Genomic DNA, 20016 nt, shown 5'->3' on the forward strand with positions numbered 1-20016 from the left:
AACGACCCTGTTCTATCGATGGTAATAACCGGGGCCTTCCTGATAACGATGGTGGCCGTCATGCCAGCCGCCGTGGGGGAAAATGATGCAGCCGCTCAAGGTCAGTACGGCAAGGAGGGGAATCAGCCAGGTGATTCGACGGAACATTTCAGAAATCCTCATGGTTACGCCGTCATGAAGCCAAAACTCTTCATCGGCTGTAACATGAGACCGCGTTCGGCCAGGCCCATCCCCGCAACACGGTATGTGCATGGCATGCAACCGGATACAGACCGGATACATTTGAAAGTTTCAGGAACCCGCAATGACTCAGAAGCAACGTTTGAAATACTCGATACTGATCGCCCTGTCGGTGCTGGCGATCATGCTCGGCCTGTCCTGGCTGCAAAATGCCGGGATGATCAGTGAGAAAATGTTCCAGTACATCGCCATCGGTGTGGCGGTGGTCGTGGTGGTGATCAACGGGGTGATGCGCCGCAAGGTCAAACCCTGACGGCGATCGCGGGACGCTTCAATCGTGATTGAGCACTGCAGCAGCCTGTGGATGCAGGCTGTAACTCTTGTCCGGGTTGAAGGTGACCACCCCTTCGGCGCATAGACGCTTCAACACTTCGCGCACGCTGAGAAAGGACAACGGAATATCCAGGTTCAGCAGTTGACTGTGCACGCCGCGCACGCCCAGGCGTCGATCGCTTTGTGCGGCGACCAGCAGGGCGTCGATGACTTTCAGACGAATCAGGCTGGTGCGCAGGCCGAAGCTTTTCAGCAACAGACGAATACGCTCATTGCCCTGACGCTCGGGGCTGGGGGCGAAGCTGCTCGCGCGGGAACTCATGGAAGCTCCTTGTGACGCCTGGCTACCGTCCATTGGTAGTTGCGAGTTGTACATGGGATTACTCCTTTTCAGAGCCCGATCAGGAAACGTTTTGACTGCTCTCAGTAAACAAGACGTTTCAGCACGACAAATCATGAAAGGAAATATGTAGAAATTTTGTCGGTTATTCGTTGTTTTCCCGTAATCAGTGGATTGCACCCCCGTCAATCGGGCTAAATTTTTTTTCTCGCATTCGTTTCCTGAACAGCCGTCTTGCGCCCAGGCGCATGAATCAATTTCAGAGCGGATCCGGCGCAAGCGCCGATCCTTGTCTTGTCGTTCAGGAGCGAGTGTGATTATTTCCCGACAGTTAACCGGACTGGCCCTCGCCGGTGCGTTTCTCGGACTCAGTCTGTCCGCCCATGCCTTCAGTCCCGCTGCACAAGCCAGTGCCGATATCCGCCGCACCTCCTTTGGTGTGCCGCACATCCGTGCGGAAAATGAACGCGGACTGGGTTTCGGCATCGGTTACGCCTACGCGCAGGACAACCTGTGCCTGCTGGCCAACGAGATCGTCACGGTCAACGGCCAGCGCTCGCGTTATTTCGGGCCGGAGCAGTTCACCGTCGAACAACGCGAGAATCGCGTCAGCGACCTGTTCTTCACATGGCTCAATACGCCTGCAGCGGTGAAGGCGTTCTGGGACGCGCAACCGGCGCAGGTGCACGACCTGGTGGAAGGTTATGCCGCGGGCTACAACCGCTATCTCGCCGAGCGCCGCCAGCAGGGTCTGCCGCAACAGTGTCAGGGCGAATGGGTGCGTGATATCGCCGCCGAAGATCTGGTCAAACTCACTCGGCGCTTGCTGGTCGAGGGCGGTGTCGGGCAGTTCGCCGAGGCGCTGGCTGGCGCGACACCGCCGCAGGCCACGGCCCAGCTCGGCAGCAATGCCCAAGCCTATCAATTGGCGGACGCGCGCCTGCAGCGCTTCGCTCTGGATCGCGGCAGTAACGCCGTGGCGGTGGGCAGCGAGCGCTCGTTCAACGGGCGCGGCATGCTGCTGGCCAACCCGCATTTCCCGTGGGTGGGCGGCATGCGCTTTTACCAGATGCACCTGACCATTCCGGGCAAACTCGACGTCATGGGCGCTGCCTTGCCGGGGTTGCCGATGATCAACATCGGTTTCAACCAGCATCTGGCGTGGACCCACACCGTGGATTCATCCAAACACTTCACCCTGTATCGTCTGCAACTCGACCCGAAAGACCCGACCCGCTACATGCTCGACGGCAAGTCCCTGCCGCTGAACAAGCAGACGGTCACCGTGCAGGTCAAACAGGCGGACGGCCAGGTGGTGCCGGTTTCGCGCGATGTCTACAGCTCGCAGTTCGGCCCGATCGTGCAATGGCCGGGCAAGCTCGACTGGGATCATCAGTACGCCTACAGCCTGCGCGACGCCAACCTGGACAATGATCGCGTGCTGACGCAGTGGTACGCGATGAATCAGGCGTCGAGCCTCAAGGATCTGCAGGATTCGGTGCACAAGATTCAGGGCATCCCCTGGGTCAACACCCTGGCCGTGGATGACCAGGGGCAGACGCTGTACATGAACCTGTCGGTGGTGCCGAACGTCAGCGCCAACAAACTGGCCAAATGCAGCGACCCGCGCATCGGCTTGCAGATGATCGTGCTCGACGGCTCCAACAGCGCTTGCGCCTGGGATATCGATCCGCAAGCTGCGCAGAAGGGCATCTATGCCGCCAGCCAGCTGCCGCAACTGTTGCGCAAGGATTTCGTCCAGCACTCCAACGATTCCGCGTGGCTGGCGAACCCGGCACAACCGCTGACAGGGTTCTCGCCGCTGATCAGTCAGGACGGCCAGCCGCTGGGCCTGCGCGCGCGATTTGCGCTGGAGCGCCTGAGTGCTCTGGGCAAAAAAGGTCCGTTGGCGGTGAAGGATCTGCAACAGATGGTGATGGACGACAACGTCTATCTGGCGACTCAGGTGCTGCCCGATCTGCTGAAGTTTTGCGCTGCGGATCTGGGTGCGGACGCGGCCGCATTGAAGCCGGTTTGTGCCAGTCTCAAGGGTTGGGATGGCCGGGCGAATCTGGATTCGGGCATTGGTCTGGTGCACTTCCAGAACATCATGCAGGCGCTGCAAGCGTCGCCGGATGTCTGGCGCGTGCCGTTCGATCCAAAAGACCCGCAACACACGCCACGCGGTCTGGCGATCGAGCAACCGGCGGTGAGCAAGGCACTGCGTGAAGCGCTGCTGGCGTCGGCCGCCACCGCGCAGAAACTGGGCCTGAAACCCGACACCCGCTGGGGCGATATCCAGGTGGTGAGCAGCGGCGCCCGACAAACCGCGATTCACGGCGGGCCGGGAACGCTGGGGATCTACAACGCGATCCAGAGCGTGCCGCGTGAAGATGGCAAACTTGAAGTGGTCAGCGGCACCAGCTATCTGCAAGTGGTGACCTTCGACGACAAGGGCCCGCACGCTCAAGGGCTGCTGGCGTTCTCGCTGTCGAGCGACCCCGAGTCGAAATACTCCCGGGATCAGACCGAGGCGTTTTCGAAAAAGCAGTGGAGCGTGTTGCCGTTCACTGAGCAGCAGATCGCTGCCGATCCGCAATATCAGGTGCAAACGGTTCGCGAGGTGGCGGGCAAGACTGCCGGAGTGGCTGCGCAGTAAGTTGTCCTGAACGAAAAAGCCGCTGCTCCTTGACAGGAACAGCGGCTTTTTTGTTGCCCTGAATTTACCTTGGCAGGTGGTGCCCGGTTTCAGGTTTTTGGTGGCTGCCGCGGCATCGAGTTGATCACCGGATCACCGTCGGTGTTACGCGTCAGGTAGACCGGCAGCACCTTGGGCAGGGTGTTGACGAGGCCGCCGAGTTCTTTGATGTTGTAGACGCCGCCGACGCGGATTGCGCCGGTACTGGCGTCGGCCAGTTTCAGCGGTTTGCTCAGGTAGCGATTGATCAGCGGCAAGGCTTCGTTCAGTGCCAGGTTGTCGAGCACCAGTTTGCCGCTGCGCCAGGCCAGGGCGTTATTGTTGGCGTAGGTCTGGCTGATCTGTGGCGTGTAGTCGCCATGCCGGTACTGCGCCTGCATGGCCGGCCCCAGGCGCAGACCGTCGCCGGGCAGGGCGGCGTTACTGGTCACCAGCACCGAGCCTTCGATCAGATTGACCCGCACCTGATCTTCGTAGAGCCAGACATTGAAGCGGGTGCCGGTCACGCGGATCTTGCCTTCGCCGGCCCTGACCACGAACGGGTGGGAGAGGTCATGGCTGACTTCGAAAAAGGCTTCACCCTTTTTCAGGGTGACCCGCCGCTCGTCCTTGTAATTGCTGAAGGTCAGCTCGGTGTTGAGGTTGAGCTCGACCTGACTGCCGTCCTTCAAGGTGACCTGACGGACATTGTCGGTGGCTTCGAAATGCTGATAGCTGTTGGGCAACCAGCCCAGATTCCAGCCACTGTACGCCGCCAGTGGCAAGGCCAGGGCGCAGACACTCGCGGCAATTGCATAGCGCCGCCAGGCGGGCACCGCATCGGTCAGCGGCACATTGAGCGTTGGTGGCAGCGGCGGACGCGGCAGATGTTCGGCAACGTCCCAGATCTCCAGCATGGCCTCATATTCGAACGCATGCAGCGGATGAGCATCGCGCCATTGCTCGAAAGCCAGACGCTCCTCGACGGAGCAGTCTACGGCGTGCAGACGCATGCACCAGTGCGCGGCGGCATCGGTGATCGCATCGTATTCGGCTTCCGAGAGGGATTCTTGGGTCATTGACTCGTCCTGATTTGCTGCATTCTAACCTTGAGAGCCGGGTGCCGAGAACATCCGTCATGGCAATTGCCCATCAAAGTGGAACTTATTTTTCCGTGTGACGCCAAAATTCAGGACGTCTGACGTACATCATCTACAAATGGAGTGAAAAAATGATCAAAAAAACCTTAGCCGCTGCAATCGCCACTGCCGCCTTGTTCAGCGCCGGTGCCGCCATGGCTGATCGTCCCGGTGCGGGCTGGGTCACCATCGAAAAGGCTATCGAGATCGTGAAAACCAAGGCCGGTTACGTCGAAGTCTATGAAATCGAGGCCGACAATGACGGCTACTGGAAAGGCGAGGGCCGCAAAGCCGACGGTTCGGTGTATGAATTCCGCATCGATGGCGCCTCGGGCAATGTATTGCGTGACCAGAAAGACTGAGTTCACCCAGCGATAAACAATGCGCAGGCCAACCGCCTGCGCATTTTTTTTGCCTCAGTTGAGCCCTCCGTGAGGTTGGGTCACCGGATCGAGCTGGCGGCCCATTTCGCAGATCAGGAAGGCGATCGAATCGGCGTTGCGCAATATCGTGTCGATGCGTGGATGCGGGTTGGTCGGGCTGAGAAACGCCGTTCTTGCGTCTTCCAGATTCCTGGTACGCGTGGTCTTGAGAACTTCCCTGCGCACATGTTCCATGCCCTCAAACTCGTCGATATCCAGCCACTCCTGAGCGTCATTGCTCCAGCGCGAAAACAGCTCAACGTGGGGCGTGGACAGTGACAGTGCTTCGCGCTGAAATCGTGTCTGTACCTGTTTGCGGGCCGCTCCGTAACCGGTCACCGTAGCAATCAGATCAGCAAACGGGCGCCGCGCTTCCAGGGAGGCAATGTCGACGGTCTTGCTGAACTGATGGGAAAACTCGTGGATCAGCGTCGCCGCCCGTGCATGCCCGTCAACATTGAAAGGTTCGGTCAGGCCCGTGTTGTACCAATCCAGCCCTTGATTGAAGAACTTTTCGGTGAAATGGACTTTCTTGAGTAAATCGCCACCCAGTACAAAGGCTATTACACCCGAGCTGCTGTGTCTGTTCGAGCCGACCACAAAGCGACTGGTGTTCAACAGGTCTTCCGTTGGATCGACCAGTGCATCGCAGATCGGCACGATCGCCTGCTTCAATTTGTCGAGAATGTCGGCATCAATCCGTTGCACACCAAAAAAAGACTTGAGAAAAGTATCGAGGCGGGTGCCCGGTACATAGTTTCTCAGTTGGGCAAGATTGTGCAGGCTGTTGAACGCGTAATGCCGGGCCAGATCAATCGCCTCGATCAACATGCGGGCTTTTTCCGGATGGCGGGCGCGGATTTCCTCCATGCCTTGCGCTTCGATATTCAGCATGTACCGCGCCTGGCGATCGGTGGCGTAATGGTTGAACATCGTCGACATGGCCTTGCCGAAATGCACGGTGTGGCGATCCGGATCCAGCACCAGTTGCCGGGAAGCGGTGTGTTGCAGCACCGGGCCTGGCTGCTCGGCGCCCTTGATTTGCCAGACGGCTCCCGGCCGCTCCACGGGATAGACTTTGCCGGCGATAGGGGCGTAACTCGCTTTGGTTTTCAGATCCTGATACGTGCCCTCGGCAGCATTGTGAGTCAGATCCTTCAGGGCGACTGCTGGAGTCTCGAATGACTGCAGCGAGGTGCGCAGCGGATCGGTCGGCTTTGTCTGCGCAAGGACGGGAGCGCTCAATGTGGTTGGCTGCGGTGATTGCGGCGCTGCCACGGCTTGAGATTCCAGACGTGATTCCAGTGCCAGCCGCCCGAGACTGATCATCTCCGCTGCGCCGGCGATAAAGGTTTCCAGCGCACGTTTCCAGTGGTGATCCTGCAACGCTTCGGCCGAACCCATGAAGTCCTTGAAGCTTTGCCAGAGAAACTGCACATAGGCGAGTTTGCCCGGCAGCAGGCCCCGGATCTGCTGGATGCCGGAACTGAACAGGTGCTTCGCGGCGTCCCAATCCGCCTGCGCCGATGGCAGCGAATGGCTGCTCAGCAGGTGTGGCAACAAGGCCAGATTGTCGTCGAACAACTGCAGCAGCAAGTTGCCGTCGACCGGGGTAGTGGCCAGGGTCATCTCGCTCGTCTGGCCGCTGCTCGTCTTGAACAACGCGCTGAAGATCGAACGTTGACTTTCCGGCAAGCGGCGCAGCAGCAAGTCCTGCAGTGAGCCCGGCGTATTCAGCGCGGCGATCACTGCCGCCTCGTCCTCGAACTCACTGAATGCGTGCTCTCCATGGTAGGGCGCATAAAGCACCTGCGGGCCGGTTTTTTCCGCAGGGCCGATCAAGTACAGCCCCAGCGCTTTGATCGCTGAGGCTCCGGCGGTCTTGATCAGCGCCAACGGACGGACAATCGCATCTGCCCCTTGCACGGTCGCGCGAGCGACGGCATCGGGCATGTCGAGCACCTGTGAAATCAAGCCGAAGGCCTTCGGCGACAAGCGTTGTTGCAGTTGTAGCTGATGGGCATGCTGCAGCAGTTGCCAGGGGAGTTGCTGGACGAAACGCAGCTTGCGTTGCTCGGCATCGACGTCATTCGCGGACAACACCGTGGTGATTTTATCGGCAAATGTTGTCGCAACGTTCAAGGACAGCAGCAGGCTTCGGACCGCTTGCTGGTCGAGTCCGGTCGGCAGCGCCCGGTCGGTGCGCGAACTTAGGGTGAATGCAGTGTCCTGGGCAATATGCGCATGGTTCAAGGCGAAATCGGTCAGGCTCATCGCAGACCCGATCAGGCTCAGCGCCGGGGTGACGGTAATTTGTTCGGGGTCGAGATCCTGCCTGTGCAAGCGGGTGCTCAGCAGAGACTTGAGGGTCTGCCGGATGTAATCACGCAAGGTTGGCAGCGCGTGGAGATAATCCTCGTCGTCGATGACGCTGTGCCGCCACTGTTCCAGCAGTTCCAGGTGCAACTGCTGATCGTCTAGCCTGGCCATTCCCAGCCAGGCAGGCAGTGAATGCTGTTTAGCGAGGGCCTGCGCCAGAGCGGTGGCGCGTTGCAGGTTGGTTTCCACGACTTGCCCACTCAACATCTTGAGGATCTGATGTTCCCGTGGCTTTGGCCATTGGCGGCCCCGCACCTGTTCACAGCGCTGGAGGAAGTGTTCGATTGCTGATTCGGTGCGATCCTGCAGGACATTGCCGCTGATCAGCTGTAACCGTCCCAGCGTGTAGTTTTGATGGAACCTCTGGTGCAGGGGTGAAAGGTTGTCCAGCAGCACCAGGCGTTTTTGCGGGTCCAGCAGCCGCTGGCTCAAAACCTGTCTGGCTTGCTCGATCGAGCGGAAGACTTCCAGGCCCAGAGCCGGGGTCCACAAAATCGCGCGTCCGGAGTGCTGCGTATCGAGGCCTCCGCGTTCCGTGAGCAGGACGCAGTTGGCCAGCGGCAGCATTTCGCTCTCACCGGCGACCTGTAACGTCAATGACCAGGCGTCCGGCCGAAACCCGTTGAGTGCCTTGCGGCGGCTGCGATCCGGGTTATCCGGATTGAACACGGTGTCGACCAGGGCTTGCTCATGCCGGCTCAACGTTGCGTTCAGGACTCTCAACCGTGCTTCGCCATTGATGCCGACAGACAGGGCGTGCGCCAGCTTCGCTGCGATACCTTGCAGGTAGGTACGCTGCAGCGCTGTGACGGTCAACGGCTGGGCGGCGAAGTCTGCGACGATGGTCGGCATGATGCTGCCGAATTTGCGCACTTCGGCTGCGGCGGTGTCCGCCAGCACCCTTGAAGGTAGTTGGTTGCCGGTGAGCATCGGCCGGGTGCTCCAGCGCCCGCGGGTATCCAGGGTGACAAGGCGCTCGTGGAGCATCGAACGGATGTCCAGGGCCTTGTCGAGCAGTGCGCGGATATCCACCACGCCGTCGCTGTGCCGGTACAACTGCAAGGCATAGTCGATGTTCTGTCGTTGCTTGGTGATGATCAACTCGAGCAGGACGCTGAACACGTCTCCGGCGATCGATTTGCCGGAAACCTGCGGCCGGTCGAAACCGAGGAAGCGCTGGCGCTCGTCGAGACTCAACAGACCATAGAGTTCGTCTTCGTGCCCGGGGCTGGCGAACTTGCCGAGCAGCATGGATTTGAGATCTTCGTAGTCCCTGAGTACCTGCAAGCCGTGCGTCGGGGTATACAGGCAACTGTCGGAATGGCTGATCATCAGCGCGCCGGCCAGCTCCACGAAGTTTGCCTGGTGCTCCCATAACCGCACGGTTTCCACGGCCGCGCGACGTGCCGGACTTTCACTGAACCCCAGCGAGGTCAGCAGGATGTCGAATTGGCGCTGATCGATGATGCCGGCCTCGCGCTTGAGCAAAAAGTCCGCCAGCGCCTGCTGCCGAATGATCTGCGCAAACACGTCGCGCCGCGAGGCCCCGTCAGCGCTGGGCCCATTCCAGTAGCGCTCCATTTGCTGGTACAGCAACACCAGCAGTTTGCCTGAAGCCGTGGTGATGGCTGTCTCCCAGTGTTGCTGGTCACTGGCCTGGAAAGTCCGGTCGGGGTGCGAAAACTCATGGGTCTGGCCAACCGCCCATCCGGAGTGGCGATAGTGCAACAGCAACGCATCGCCAAGTGACAGCGCTTCAAGCCCGCGCCGTGAAGCAAGGTCGGTCGATGCCGGGCCGGTGGCAGTCGTGGTCGCGTACAGGTTCACGCGCGTGCGTGTCTGGTCGACGCCGCGCATCGTTGGCGTCAGTAGTGCGTCGACGATGGTCTGGAGCAGGCTGCCAAGTTCGGGCAGTTGCATCAATTCATCAAGCATCGCCTGCGCGTTGAGCTGCTGGCAGTCCTCGATGGCGACGCGTTGATCCTCGAAGATATCGCCCTCGACAAGCTGGTAGGTCACGCTGATACCGTGCTGTTCTGCCAGTCGTTTGCGTTGGGAAAGGGCGAGGAACGCCAGCAGCCGGTCGTCCTCGCTGGCGCTGTTCAGATGCTGTTCCAGGTGCGCGGTCAGGGCGGTGAGGCTGGCATGTTTTTTCAGCCCGGCGAAAGGTGTGTACAACAGGATGCCGTGATCATCCGGGGTGGCACTGAGTATGAAACTGCCGGCCAGAGGCACCGCTGGCGCACCAGCGGTATTGAGCAGGATGCGCTGGGCAAGCATGGGCGGGGTCTGCTGACTGCGAAGTGCGTGGGTCGCCAGTTGCACGTGACTCAGCCATTGGAAGTCAGCGCCGGACAAGTGATGGACATTGCCGAGTTCGCGCCACGATCCGGGGGAGTTGAGGATGGGCTGGAACAGCAGGGGAGGAGTGGGAGCAGGCATCATCGGGTCTCGTTCAGGGCACCGTCCGGTGCACCGGTAAATTGAGACACGAGACTAAAGACCGGATCGATAGCAGAGGTGGTACATAGTTACCGCACCAGCGGCAACGTAATGTGCTTGCTGCGACAGGCAGACACCGCAACGGTTGACAGCACCCATGTCTGACGTGGTTAATCGCTGGGCAAGGTATTCGTACGCTGTTGTTCCCTCCAATAATTAGTCTGGAGCTTCAGATGTCTGCGCCACACGATTGCGTGTCTTCCCCCGTTGCGTCCACACTCCCGCTCGAAGCGCTGACGCAACTGCTTGAAAAGGTTTTCCTGCGCCACGGTACGTCGGCGTCCGTCGCCCGAACCCTGGCTGCCAACTGCGCCGGCGCTGAACGTGACGGTGCGCACAGTCATGGTGTGTTCCGTATCCCCGGTTATGTTTCGACCCTGAAAAGTGGCTGGGTCAATGGACAGGCTGTGCCGCAAGTCGAGGACGTAGCCTCCGGTTTCGTGCGAGTCGATGCCGGCAACGGTTTCGCCCAGCCCGCACTGGCCGCTGCTCGGCCGCTGCTGGTGGAAAAGGCGCGCAACGCCGGGATCGCCGTATTGGCGATTCGCAACTCCCATCACTTTGCGGCGCTATGGCCGGACGTCGAGCCGTTCGCCGAGGAAGGGCTGGTGGCGCTCAGCGTGGTCAACAGCATGACCTGCGTGGTGCCGCATGGTGCCGACAGGCCGCTGTTCGGCACCAACCCGATTGCCTTTGCCGCGCCCCGGACGGGTGGCGCGCCGATTGTCTTTGATCTGGCGACCAGCGCCATTGCTCACGGCGACGTGCAGATCGCGGCGCGCAAGGGCGAACGGCTGCCTGCCGGAATGGGCGTGGACGGTCTCGGTCAGGCGACGCAGGATCCGAAGGCCATTCTTGAGGGCGGCGCACTGTTGCCATTCGGCGGCCACAAAGGTTCGGCGTTGTCGATGATGGTCGAGCTGCTGGCGGCGGCGTTAACCGGGGGCAATTTTTCCTTCGAGTTCGACTGGTCGAACCATCCCGGGGCCAAGACCCCGTGGACCGGACAACTGCTGATTGTCATTGACCCGAGCAAGTCCGCCGGGCAGAGCTTTGCCGAACGCAGCGAAGAGCTGGTGCGGCAGATGCATGGGGTGGGGTTGAAGCGCTTGCCGGGTGATCGTCGGCATTTGCAGCGGGCCAGATCGCTGGCCGAGGGGATTGTGCTGGATGAGCAGACGCTGGTGCAGTTGCGCGAATTGGCCGGGGAATAATTGGCAGATAGCCAATGTGGCGAGGGAGCTTGCTCCCGCCGGGTTGCGCAGCGGTTCCCCCCTTTGTCTACTTGAGAAACAGGGGGACTGCTGCGCAGTCCAGCGGGAGCAAGCTCCCTCGCCACAGGTTTACTGCCTGATCCCACAGAATGGGATCAGGCAAATGTCACTTAACGACGACCGAGCAACAAGCCCACCACCAGACCGAAACCGGCCGAGATCGCCACGGTCTGCCACGGGTGGCCGCCAATGTAGCTCTCGGTGGCCTCGACCGCAGGTTTGGTGCGCTCACGCACGCTCGACACGGAGTCCAGCGCCTGTTGCAGTTTCAGGGCGATTTGTCCGCGCAGGGTCTCGGCTTCTTCGCCCACCAGTGAGGCGCTGCTCTTGAGCAGTTTGTCGGACTCTTCGATCAAAGCCTGAAGTTCGCTGAAGGCCTGATCCTTGATTTGGTCTTCGACGGCTTGCACGCGGGATTTGCGGGCCATTGGGTGACTCCTTGCAGATGGATGAACAGTGATCAATGGAGTGTGGCGCTGACTGAAAAGTTGCACTGATTTTAGGTGCGAAAGAAAAACCTGCGCGGGAGATTTCCGCCGAGCGTGTAAGATGTCGCCATTTTACGCAGCAGGTATTTCCCCATGAGTTTCAATCTGGCCGACAAATCCCTCGCCGAGCGCGCTGCGCTGGAAGACGAGAAATCCCGTCTGTTCGAACTCTGGCAGAACAATCTGGGCAAAGCCAAAGGCGAAGCCGCGCGGTTGTTCGGCGAACGCTCCAAGCGCAAGGGCAAATGGGCCGAGTGGGTGCGCGCCGAGCTGGATGGCATGTCCCCGCCGGAATTCGCCAACATGGTGCGCAGTGAAGTCAATCGACTGATGGCGGCCAACAAGTAACAGCGCCTCAGTCGGTGTTGAAACACCCGACAATCGCCTCACGCACCTTGATCACCACCGGATCGATCTGCGTGCTGGTGCGCCAGCCCATTTCGATCGGGTAACGCGGCAACGCCAGCGGGCAGGGCAGCAGCACCAGTCCGCTGAGCTCGGCAATGGCCTGAGCGGCATGGGTCGGGATGGTTGCTACCGCGCCGCTGCCCTTGAGCAGATGTGGCAGCGCGGCAAAGTGCGTGGTCGAGGCGCAGACCCGCCGGCTCAGGCCCAGCGCCGCGAGGCCTTCATCGGTGATGCCGATAAAACCGCCCGAGGACACCAGAATGTGCTCGCGGGCGACGAACTCCGGCAAATCGATGCGCTGTTGGCCGGGCGCCAGACTGCCCGGATCGACCAGACACGCATAATCCCCTTCACCCAACACCTGACGGCTGAGCAGACGCTCGGCGAATCCACCGGCGGTGATCGCCAGGTCGATGCTGCGCTCCATCAGCGCGCGGGCGACGATCTGGCTGTGGGTCTGACAGAAGATCAGCCGCAGTTTGGGCGCGTTGCGAGCGATGGCATCGATCAGGCGTCGGCCATAGGCAATTTCAAAATCATCCGACAGGCCTATGGTGACTGAGCGGCCGTCATAGTGATGTGCCTCGGGGTCGACCATCGCCAGGCTCTGCCGACATTTATTCAGCGCTTCACTGACCACCGGTTTCAGTTGATTGGCCTTGAGTGTCGGCGCCAATCCGCGCCCGGTGCGTACGAACAATTGATCGCCATACATCTCACGCAATCGACGCAATGCTGCGCTGACCGCCGATTGCGTCACGCCCAGACGCAGCGCCGCACGGCTGGCGCTGGACTCCTCATGCAGGGCTTCGAAGACTTTCAGCAGGTTGAGGTCGACGGTTGCGATATTCATTTGGCTCATATCATTCAGCAGTGAATCGGTCTTTATTCATGATCCCGCGCCGCCGCAGAATCGGCAACACTTGAACCCGATGGAGTGACCGCAATGCCCAAATCAATCGTCGCCGCCCTGCAGATCGGCGCCTTGCCCGGTGGCAAGGGTGAAACCCTGGAACAGATCCTCAGTTGGGAAGACGCGATCAGCGAGTCCGGCGCGGCTTTGGTGGTGATGCCTGAAGCGTTGCTTGGCGGTTATCCGAAAGGCGAGGGCTTCGGCACGCAGCTGGGTTATCGCTTGCCCGAGGGCCGCGAGGCCTACGCCCGCTATTTCGCCAACGCCATTGAAGTGCCGGGGGCAGAAACCGAGGCACTGGCCGGTTTGTCGGCGCGCACCGGGGCCAATCTGGTGATCGGCGTGATCGAGCGTGCCGGCAGCACGTTGTATTGCACGGCGCTGTATTTCGATCCGCAGGCAGGGCTGGTGGCCAAGCATCGTAAACTGATGCCGACCGGCACCGAACGGCTGATCTGGGGCAAGGGCGATGGCTCGACGCTGCCGGTGCTCGACACTCAGGTCGGGAAGCTCGGTGCGGTGGTGTGCTGGGAAAACATGATGCCGCTGTTGCGCACGGCGATGTACGCCAAAGGCATTGAAGTCTGGTGCGCGCCGACCGTGGACGAGCGCGAGATGTGGCAGGTCAGCATGCGCCACATTGCCCATGAGGGCCGCTGCTTTGTGGTCAGCGCCTGTCAGGTGCAGGCCTCGCCAAACGAGCTCGGCGTGGAGATTGCCAACTGGCCGGCGGATCGTCCGCTGATTGCCGGCGGCAGTGTGATTGTCGGGCCGATGGGCGACGTGCTGGCGGGGCCTTTGCGCGGCGAGGCCGGGTTGCTGACGGCTGAGATCGATACTGATGAGCTGGTGCGGGCGCGGTACGACTATGACGTGGTTGGCCACTATGCGCGGCCGGATGTGTTTGAGCTGAGTGTCGATGAGCGGGCCAAACCCGGCGTGCGTTTCACCGCATGACTTCAGGACTGACACATACCCTGTGGGAGCGAGCTTGCTCGCGAATGCGTCAGATCATCCAACATCATCGTTGAATGTCACACCGCTTTCGCGAGCAAGCCCGCTCCCACAGGGGAAAGTGTGTGCAGTCGATTACCACGTCGCAGAAGTGGCCTTTGGCAAACTCAGCTTGCCGCTGTCGACAAAACGCATGGTGCCGAACACCCCGCCCGCGAGTTTGCCGCGCAGCACGTAAGGCAGGTTGTCGAGGGTTTGAGTCTGGCTCAGGCCAAGGGTCTGGCGTAATACCGAGAACGCGGACACGCTGACCGGTACGCTGACCACGGTTTCCGAAAAGCGCGGGATCGAGCCGACCTGATCGCTGACGCCCGAGGCCAATGGACGGCCATTGACCTCCAGATCCAGGGCGATGCCGTTGTAATCGATGGCCGTCTCATTGGGGTTCTGCACCCGCAACTTGATCGCGAAACGCACTTCCAGATCCTGGCTCGGCAACGGTTCGAGGCCGACCACGTTGATGTTCACCGGATCTCGGTTAGGAAACAGCGCGCAGGCGCTCAGGGACAACAGCAGCAGGGACAGGATGACGGCGTGGGCGCGGCGCATAAACAGTCTCTCAACGAAAAAGGGCTGAACCGTTGCCGGCTCAGCCCTTTTTTCATGGCGCAGCGTCAGCGGTTCAACTGTGCGACCGCCGCTGCCGTTGCAGGTTCAGCTTTGGCCGGCAGATCGGGGTTTTCCATGACCTGCAGAATCGACGCTTCCGGATCGAAATCGTCTTCCTCCAGCTCAATGAATTCTTCCGGCAGGAAGATATTCAGCACGATAGCGCACAACGCACCGACGGTGATCGGCGATTCGAAGATGTTACGCAGCGCTTGCGGCAACTCGCGCAGCACTTCCGGCACGGCGGCGATGCCCAGGCCCATGCCCACGGAGATCGCCACGATCAACATGTTGCGCCGATGCAGGCCAGCCTCGGCGAGGATCTTGATCCCGGCCACGGCCACGGTGCCGAACATCACCAGTTCAGCGCCGCCGAGCACCGGTTTGGGCATCAGTTGCAGCACCGCGCCGATCATCGGGAACAGCCCCAGCAGCACCAGCAGGCCGGCGATGAAAAACGCCACGTAGCGGCTGGCCACGCCAGTCAACTGGATCACACCGTTGTTCTGCGCGAACGTGACCATCGGCATGCTGTTGAACACCGCTGCCATCGCCGAGTTGAGGCCATCGGCGAGCAGACCGGATTTGATTCGGCGGATGTACAGCGGGCCTTTGACCGGTTGCCGCGAGATCATCGAGTTGGCGGTCAGGTCACCGGCCGCTTCCAGCGGCGAAACCAGGAAGATCACCGCCACCGGCACGAACGCCACCCAGTCGAAATTGAAGCCGTACTTGAACGGCACCGGCACGCTGACCAGCGGCACTTCCGGCATCGAGGCGAAATCCACCGTGCCCATCAGCCAGGCGACCACGTAGCCGAGGGTCAGGCCGATGACGATCGCGCCCAGGCGCAGGAACGGCACGTCGACGCGGTTCAGCACAACAATAGTGCCGATCACCAACGCGGCCAGAAACACATGGCTGGCGGCGCCCAGATCGGGCGCGCCGAAACCGCCGGCAATGTCGGTCATCGCCACTTTGATCAGCGACAGGCCCATCAGGGTGATGATGGTGCCGGTGACCACCGGGGTGATCAGCATCCGCAGTTTGCCGATGAACTGACTGAGCACCACTTCGATGAACGCGGCGAAAAAGCACACACCGAAAATCGTCGAGAGGATTTCATCGGTGCCGCCGCCCCGGGCCTTGACCATGAACCCGGCGCTGAGAATCACGCTGATGAAGGAAAAACTGGTGCCTTGCAGGCACAGCAGACCGGAACCGACCGGGCCGAAACGCTTGGCTTGAACGAACGTACCCAAGCCCGAGACGAACAGCGCCATGCTGATCAGGTACGGAATTTCGCTTTGCAGGCCGAGGGCGCCACCCATGATCAGGGTCGGGGTGATGATGCCGACGAAGCTCGCCAGCACGTGTTGCAGCGCGGCGAAGACGGTGGCGGTGAGGTGTGGACGGTCGTTGAGGCCGTAGAGCAGATCGTTGTTGCGCGGGACTTTTTCAGAGGCGGTCATGGTGTTTTGCGCGCCGCGAGGCGGGGCCGGGTCAGAAAATGGAGGCGCAGGATGCCGGAAGAGGACGGCGAGGGCAACGAGCAAAAATTGCCTGAAAGGTCAGGTTTTATTGGTGTTGGCGGTAATCCGCGCACCCTGCCACACATTGTTGTGGCGAGGGAGCTTGCTCCCGTTCGGCTGCGTAGCAGTCGTAAAACACTATTGACTGGACAATGCAGAGGGCTGCTTCGCACCCCAGCGGGAGCAAGCTCCCTCGCCACAAAAGCTTAGAAGTCATGTAAACGCGCTGAGCAAATCCTCTTCAAACGCCTTCTGCGCATCCCCCGGTACCTGTGCACGATGCCGGGCCAGATGAAATGCCACTTCGAAACTCAGCTCCCCAGGCCGCAACGCGCGTAGCAAGCCCTTGTCCTCCCAGACCCGCGCGTAGTGATCGGGCAGATAATCGACATGCTTGCCGGAAAGAATGAAGGCGAGGGTGCCTTCGACCTGCTCCGAACGCGCAGAAAAGCGCTTGTCCGGAAACGGCTCGCCACTGCGCATGAACCGATACGGATGATCCACCCGGTCACAGGCCTGCAACGCCGCGTCATCCGGCGCATCGACGCCGAACAGCGGATGCCCCTGCGCGCAATACAAATGCTGGGTTTCCCGGAACAGCTCGCGGTAATCGAAAGCGCTCTGCACCTGGGAGAAATAACCGATGGCCAGGTCCAGCCGCTGTTGCAGCAGCAGGCGCTCCATCTCCCCGGGCATCGCGCTGATCAACTCGATGCGCACCGACTCATCGCGCTCGCGAAAGCGCCGGATCGCCTCCGCCACCCGCAGCAGCACCGACTGATCAACCGCCTCGGACAAGCCCAGCCGCACCTCTCCGATCAACCGTCCGGCAACGCCGTTGGATTGATGCCGGAACGTCTCGATGGACTGGAACAGTGCGCGAATCGCGATCAACAGTTGCTCACCCTTGGGCGTCACCCTGAAACCGCCCTTGCCCCGGCTGCACAGGCGATAGCCGAGACGGGTTTCCAATTTGGCCATTTGCTGGCTGATACTCGACTGGCTCAGGCCCAGTTCACCTTGCGCCGCGCTGAAGCCGCCACATTCCACGACCCGCACAAACAGGCGCAGCAACTGCAAGTCGAGGTCGTGAAGCTGACCGAGCATTACATTACTCCGGGATAAAGTCAGGTTAACAAACTTGATATTTCTGCAATGTATCCGACGGCGCATCCTGCCACCACTTCCTCCGGTCAGGTGTTCGTCATGGCTCCCGTGTCCAAGCTGTGTTTTCCCGCGCTGTTGCTGTCCGTGGCCCTCAATGCCCAGGCCGAGGACAAAACCCTCAATCTCTACAGCTGGGCCGATTACGTGCCGGCGCAAACCCTGCAGCGTTTCGAAGAGGAGACCGGTATTCATGTGCGCTACGACACCTTCGATACTTCCGAGGTGCTGGAAACCAAACTGCTGACCGGTGGCAGCGGTTATGACGTGGTGGTGCCGTCGTCCAGCGTGCTGGCCCGAGGACTGGCGGCGGGTGCGCTGAAGGAAATCTCCCACGAAGGCCTCAAGGGCTACGCCAATCTTGATCCCGACCTGCTGGAGAAACTCGCCGGCGTCGATCCCGGCAATCGCTACGCCGTGCCTTATACCTGGGGCACGCTCGGGTTGGGGCTGAACGTCGAGGCGGTGAAAAAGCGCTTGCCGGACGTGCCGCTGAACAGCCTCGATCTGCTGTTCAAGCCCGAGTACGCGAGCAAACTCAAGGACTGCGGGATTGCCGTGCTCGATTCGCCGCAGGAAGTCATTGGTCTGGCGCTGCACTACCTCGGTAAAGATCCCTACAGCACCGACAAGAGTGATCTGGCCGCCGCCGAAACCTTGTTGCAGAAACTCCAGCCGTCGGTGTTGTACGTCGCCACCGGCCGGCAGATCAACGATCTGGCCAATGGCAGCGTGTGCCTGGCGCTGACCTACAACGGCGATGTGAGCATGGCTGCCGATCAGGCGCACAAGGCCAACAAAGCCTACGAAGTCGCCTACCGGATTCCGCGCGAAGGCACGCTGATCTGGCAGGACAATCTGGCCATTCCCAAGGACGCGCCGAACCCGCAAGCGGCGCGCACGTTCATCGAATTCATGCTGCGTCCCGAGTCGGTCGCCGAGCTGACCAACGCGCTGTTTTTCGCCACCGCCAATCAGGCCGCGACGCCGCTGGTGGACGAAGCTGTGCGTAACGATCCGGACATTTATCCGCCCGCCGAAATGCGCGAGCGCTTGTACGCCGACCGCAGCATGAGCCTCAAGGACATGCGTCAGCGCACGCGTCTGTGGACCACTTTCCGTAGCCATCAATAACAAAGGGAGCACACCGATGGACGTGCCGATGCTCAACGATCAAGCCCTGACCCGCGACAGCCTGTACGGCACCAGTGCCGAAAGCACCTACGCCGGGATCACCAGTTTCATGCGTCGCCGTTACAGCCGTGATTTGCGCGGCGTCGACGTGGCGGTCAGCGGGGTGCCGTTCGACACCGCCACCAGCAACCGCCCGGGCGCACGCTTCGGGCCACGGGGGATTCGCGCCGCCTCCACCGGGATCGCCTGGGAACGGCACTGGCCATGGGCGTTCGACCCGTTCGATCATCTGGCGGTGATCGACTACGGCGACTGCGATTTCGATTACGGCTCGCCGCAGACCATTCCGGAAAGCATCGAGGCCCACGCCGAGCGCATTCTTGATGCCGGCAGCGCGATGCTGACGTTTGGCGGCGACCACTTCATCACCTATCCGCTGCTCAAGGCCCATGCGCGCAAACACGGCGCGCTGTCGCTGATCCACTTCGATGCGCACAGCGACACCTGGCCGGACGAGGGCGGCAAGCGCGTCGATCACGGCACCATGTTCTGGCACGCGGCCAGGGAAGGGCTGGTGGATCCGGCGCGCTCGGTGCAGATCGGGTTGCGCACCACCAATGACGACCATCAGGGCTTTGCCGTGCTTGACGCGCGCCAGGTGCATCGGCGTGGCTGCGAGGCGATTGTCGAGGCGATTCGCGCGCGGGTCGGCGATCACCCGGTGTACCTGACGTTTGATATCGATTGCCTGGATCCGGCCTTTGCCCCGGGCACCGGCACTCCGGTGTGTGGCGGGCTGAGCACGGTGCAGGCGCTGGAAATCCTCGGCGGGTTGCGCGGGATCAATCTGGTCGGCATGGACGTGGTGGAAGTGGCGCCGGCTTATGACCATGCGGACGTGACGTCACTGGCAGCGGCAACCCTGGCGATGGAAATGCTCTGCCTGTACGCCGCGCGACACAAAGTCGACCTTTAAAACACCGCAAAGCCAATGTGGGAGTGGGCTTGCTCACGAAAGCGGTGTGTCATACAACGATGCTGCTGGCTGGCCTGACGCCTTCGCGAGCAAGCCCGCTCCCACAGGAGGTTGTATTCCAGGCAGTTGCTGCACGCTGTTTTGAGGTCGCGAGATATACAGTCGATCTTTGCCCCCCACAAAGCCAATGTTGGAGTGGGCTTGCTCACGAAAGCGGTGTGTCATTCAACGATGATGTTGGCTGACTTGACGCCTTCGCGAGCAAGCCCGCTCCCACAGGAGGTTGTATTCCAAGCAGTTGCTGCACGCTGTTTTGAGGTCGCGAGATATACAGTCGATTTTTGCCCCCCACAAAACCCATGTGGGAGTGGGCTTGCTCACGAAAGCGGTGTGTCATTCAACGATGATGTTGGCTGACTTGACGCCTTCGCGAGCAAGCCCGCTCCCACAGGAGGTTGTATTCCAGGCAGTTGCTGCACGCTGTTTTGAGGTCGCGAGATATACAGTCGATCTTTGCCCCCCACAAAACCCA

The 20016-nt window shown here is 60.8% G+C and carries 17 protein-coding genes; 8 read left to right on the forward strand and 9 right to left on the reverse strand.

What is annotated here, in order from left to right; translation table 11 throughout:
* Window positions 1-12: 12 nt before the first annotated feature.
* Window positions 13-147, reverse strand: a complete 135-nt coding sequence (locus tag CKW11_RS28725) for a hypothetical protein (RefSeq protein WP_256214187.1) — start codon at window positions 145-147, stop codon at window positions 13-15.
* Window positions 148-304: 157 nt separating this feature from the next.
* Here CKW11_RS28725 and CKW11_RS01025 point away from each other — a divergent pair, with 157 nt between their 5' ends.
* Window positions 305-493, forward strand: a complete 189-nt coding sequence (locus tag CKW11_RS01025) for a hypothetical protein (RefSeq protein ID WP_025109975.1) — start codon at window positions 305-307, stop codon at window positions 491-493.
* Window positions 494-511: 18 nt separating this feature from the next.
* Here CKW11_RS01025 and CKW11_RS01030 read toward each other — a convergent pair whose 3' ends face one another.
* The gene (locus CKW11_RS01030; RefSeq protein ID WP_095135626.1) at window positions 512-889 is read right to left on the reverse strand and encodes a fe2+ zn2+ uptake regulation protein; all 378 of its coding nucleotides are present in this window, start codon (window positions 887-889) and stop codon (window positions 512-514) included.
* Window positions 890-1166: 277 nt separating this feature from the next.
* Here CKW11_RS01030 and CKW11_RS01035 point away from each other — a divergent pair, with 277 nt between their 5' ends.
* Window positions 1167-3512, forward strand: a complete 2346-nt coding sequence (locus CKW11_RS01035) for an acylase (protein ID WP_095135628.1) — start codon at window positions 1167-1169, stop codon at window positions 3510-3512.
* Window positions 3513-3601: 89 nt separating this feature from the next.
* Here CKW11_RS01035 and CKW11_RS01040 read toward each other — a convergent pair whose 3' ends face one another.
* The gene (locus CKW11_RS01040; protein WP_095135630.1) at window positions 3602-4609 is read right to left on the reverse strand and encodes a FecR family protein; all 1008 of its coding nucleotides are present in this window, start codon (window positions 4607-4609) and stop codon (window positions 3602-3604) included.
* Between the two features lie 152 nt (window positions 4610-4761).
* On the opposite strand from CKW11_RS01040, the gene CKW11_RS01045 reads away from it, so the two are divergent.
* Complete coding sequence (locus CKW11_RS01045) at window positions 4762-5031, forward strand: PepSY domain-containing protein (protein WP_007961867.1); 270 nt, start codon at window positions 4762-4764, stop codon at window positions 5029-5031.
* Between the two features lie 54 nt (window positions 5032-5085).
* Here CKW11_RS01045 and CKW11_RS01050 read toward each other — a convergent pair whose 3' ends face one another.
* Entirely contained in the window at window positions 5086-9912 is a 4827-nt protein-coding gene (locus CKW11_RS01050) for a hypothetical protein (RefSeq protein ID WP_371917848.1), read from the reverse strand.
* 233 nt (window positions 9913-10145) lie between these two features.
* Between CKW11_RS01050 and CKW11_RS01055 the strand changes: the two genes are divergently transcribed.
* The gene (locus tag CKW11_RS01055; protein WP_095135634.1) at window positions 10146-11186 is read left to right on the forward strand and encodes an Ldh family oxidoreductase; all 1041 of its coding nucleotides are present in this window, start codon (window positions 10146-10148) and stop codon (window positions 11184-11186) included.
* A 170-nt stretch (window positions 11187-11356) separates the two neighbouring features.
* Here CKW11_RS01055 and CKW11_RS01060 read toward each other — a convergent pair whose 3' ends face one another.
* Window positions 11357-11674, reverse strand: coding sequence for a YqjD family protein (locus tag CKW11_RS01060; protein ID WP_007961870.1), 318 nt, complete (start codon window positions 11672-11674; stop codon window positions 11357-11359).
* Window positions 11675-11827: 153 nt separating this feature from the next.
* Here CKW11_RS01060 and CKW11_RS01065 point away from each other — a divergent pair, with 153 nt between their 5' ends.
* On the forward strand, window positions 11828-12082 hold the full coding sequence (locus CKW11_RS01065) for a hypothetical protein (RefSeq protein WP_003224595.1): 255 nt from the start codon (window positions 11828-11830) through the stop codon (window positions 12080-12082).
* Between the two features lie 7 nt (window positions 12083-12089).
* Here CKW11_RS01065 and CKW11_RS01070 read toward each other — a convergent pair whose 3' ends face one another.
* Entirely contained in the window at window positions 12090-13004 is a 915-nt protein-coding gene (locus CKW11_RS01070; protein ID WP_095135636.1) for a LysR family transcriptional regulator, read from the reverse strand.
* Window positions 13005-13088: 84 nt separating this feature from the next.
* Here CKW11_RS01070 and CKW11_RS01075 point away from each other — a divergent pair, with 84 nt between their 5' ends.
* Complete coding sequence (locus tag CKW11_RS01075; protein WP_095135638.1) at window positions 13089-14012, forward strand: carbon-nitrogen hydrolase family protein; 924 nt, start codon at window positions 13089-13091, stop codon at window positions 14010-14012.
* 132 nt (window positions 14013-14144) lie between these two features.
* On the opposite strand, the gene CKW11_RS01080 is transcribed toward CKW11_RS01075, so the two are convergent.
* The 3 genes from CKW11_RS01080 to CKW11_RS01090 all read right to left on the reverse strand — a co-directional run bounded on the left by CKW11_RS01080 (window position 14145) and on the right by CKW11_RS01090 (window position 17317).
* Window positions 14145-14618, reverse strand: coding sequence for an LEA type 2 family protein (locus tag CKW11_RS01080; protein ID WP_095135640.1), 474 nt, complete (start codon window positions 14616-14618; stop codon window positions 14145-14147).
* Between the two features lie 65 nt (window positions 14619-14683).
* On the reverse strand, window positions 14684-16150 hold the full coding sequence (locus tag CKW11_RS01085; RefSeq protein WP_095135642.1) for a nucleobase:cation symporter-2 family protein: 1467 nt from the start codon (window positions 16148-16150) through the stop codon (window positions 14684-14686).
* Between the two features lie 273 nt (window positions 16151-16423).
* Window positions 16424-17317 carry a LysR family transcriptional regulator gene (locus tag CKW11_RS01090; RefSeq protein WP_095135644.1) on the reverse strand — a complete coding sequence of 298 codons (894 nt, stop codon included), beginning with the start codon at window positions 17315-17317 and terminating at the stop codon, window positions 16424-16426.
* 99 nt (window positions 17318-17416) lie between these two features.
* Between CKW11_RS01090 and CKW11_RS01095 the strand changes: the two genes are divergently transcribed.
* A complete protein-coding gene (locus tag CKW11_RS01095; RefSeq protein ID WP_095136746.1) occupies window positions 17417-18508 on the forward strand; it encodes a polyamine ABC transporter substrate-binding protein in 1092 nt (363 codons plus the stop codon).
* 16 nt (window positions 18509-18524) lie between these two features.
* Window positions 18525-19484, forward strand: a complete 960-nt coding sequence (gene speB, locus CKW11_RS01100; protein ID WP_095135662.1) for an agmatinase — start codon at window positions 18525-18527, stop codon at window positions 19482-19484.
* Window positions 19485-20016: the final 532 nt, after the last annotated feature.

The sequence above is a fragment of the Pseudomonas sp. Irchel s3a10 genome (assembly GCF_900187525.1).
Lineage (GTDB): Bacteria > Pseudomonadota > Gammaproteobacteria > Pseudomonadales > Pseudomonadaceae > Aquipseudomonas > Aquipseudomonas koreensis_G.

What these genes read in the sequence shown, in the direction of transcription:
- CKW11_RS01075 (WP_095135638.1), top strand. Translation starts at nt 13,089, where the DNA reads ATGCCCAAATCAATCGTCGCCGCCCTGCAGATCGGCGCCTTGCCCGGT.
- CKW11_RS28725 (WP_256214187.1), bottom strand. Translation starts at nt 147, where the DNA reads ATGTTCCGTCGAATCACCTGGCTGATTCCCCTCCTTGCCGTACTGACC.
- CKW11_RS01095 (WP_095136746.1), top strand. Translation starts at nt 17,417, where the DNA reads ATGGCTCCCGTGTCCAAGCTGTGTTTTCCCGCGCTGTTGCTGTCCGTG.
- CKW11_RS01080 (WP_095135640.1), bottom strand. Translation starts at nt 14,618, where the DNA reads ATGCGCCGCGCCCACGCCGTCATCCTGTCCCTGCTGCTGTTGTCCCTG.
- CKW11_RS01045 (WP_007961867.1), top strand. Translation starts at nt 4,762, where the DNA reads ATGATCAAAAAAACCTTAGCCGCTGCAATCGCCACTGCCGCCTTGTTC.
- CKW11_RS01090 (WP_095135644.1), bottom strand. Translation starts at nt 17,317, where the DNA reads ATGCTCGGTCAGCTTCACGACCTCGACTTGCAGTTGCTGCGCCTGTTT.
- CKW11_RS01055 (WP_095135634.1), top strand. Translation starts at nt 10,146, where the DNA reads ATGTCTGCGCCACACGATTGCGTGTCTTCCCCCGTTGCGTCCACACTC.
- speB (WP_095135662.1), top strand. Translation starts at nt 18,525, where the DNA reads ATGGACGTGCCGATGCTCAACGATCAAGCCCTGACCCGCGACAGCCTG.
- CKW11_RS01025 (WP_025109975.1), top strand. Translation starts at nt 305, where the DNA reads ATGACTCAGAAGCAACGTTTGAAATACTCGATACTGATCGCCCTGTCG.
- CKW11_RS01030 (WP_095135626.1), bottom strand. Translation starts at nt 889, where the DNA reads ATGTACAACTCGCAACTACCAATGGACGGTAGCCAGGCGTCACAAGGA.
- CKW11_RS01050 (WP_371917848.1), bottom strand. Translation starts at nt 9,912, where the DNA reads ATGCCTGCTCCCACTCCTCCCCTGCTGTTCCAGCCCATCCTCAACTCC.
- CKW11_RS01065 (WP_003224595.1), top strand. Translation starts at nt 11,828, where the DNA reads ATGAGTTTCAATCTGGCCGACAAATCCCTCGCCGAGCGCGCTGCGCTG.
- CKW11_RS01060 (WP_007961870.1), bottom strand. Translation starts at nt 11,674, where the DNA reads ATGGCCCGCAAATCCCGCGTGCAAGCCGTCGAAGACCAAATCAAGGAT.
- CKW11_RS01085 (WP_095135642.1), bottom strand. Translation starts at nt 16,150, where the DNA reads ATGACCGCCTCTGAAAAAGTCCCGCGCAACAACGATCTGCTCTACGGC.
- CKW11_RS01070 (WP_095135636.1), bottom strand. Translation starts at nt 13,004, where the DNA reads ATGAGCCAAATGAATATCGCAACCGTCGACCTCAACCTGCTGAAAGTC.
- CKW11_RS01040 (WP_095135630.1), bottom strand. Translation starts at nt 4,609, where the DNA reads ATGACCCAAGAATCCCTCTCGGAAGCCGAATACGATGCGATCACCGAT.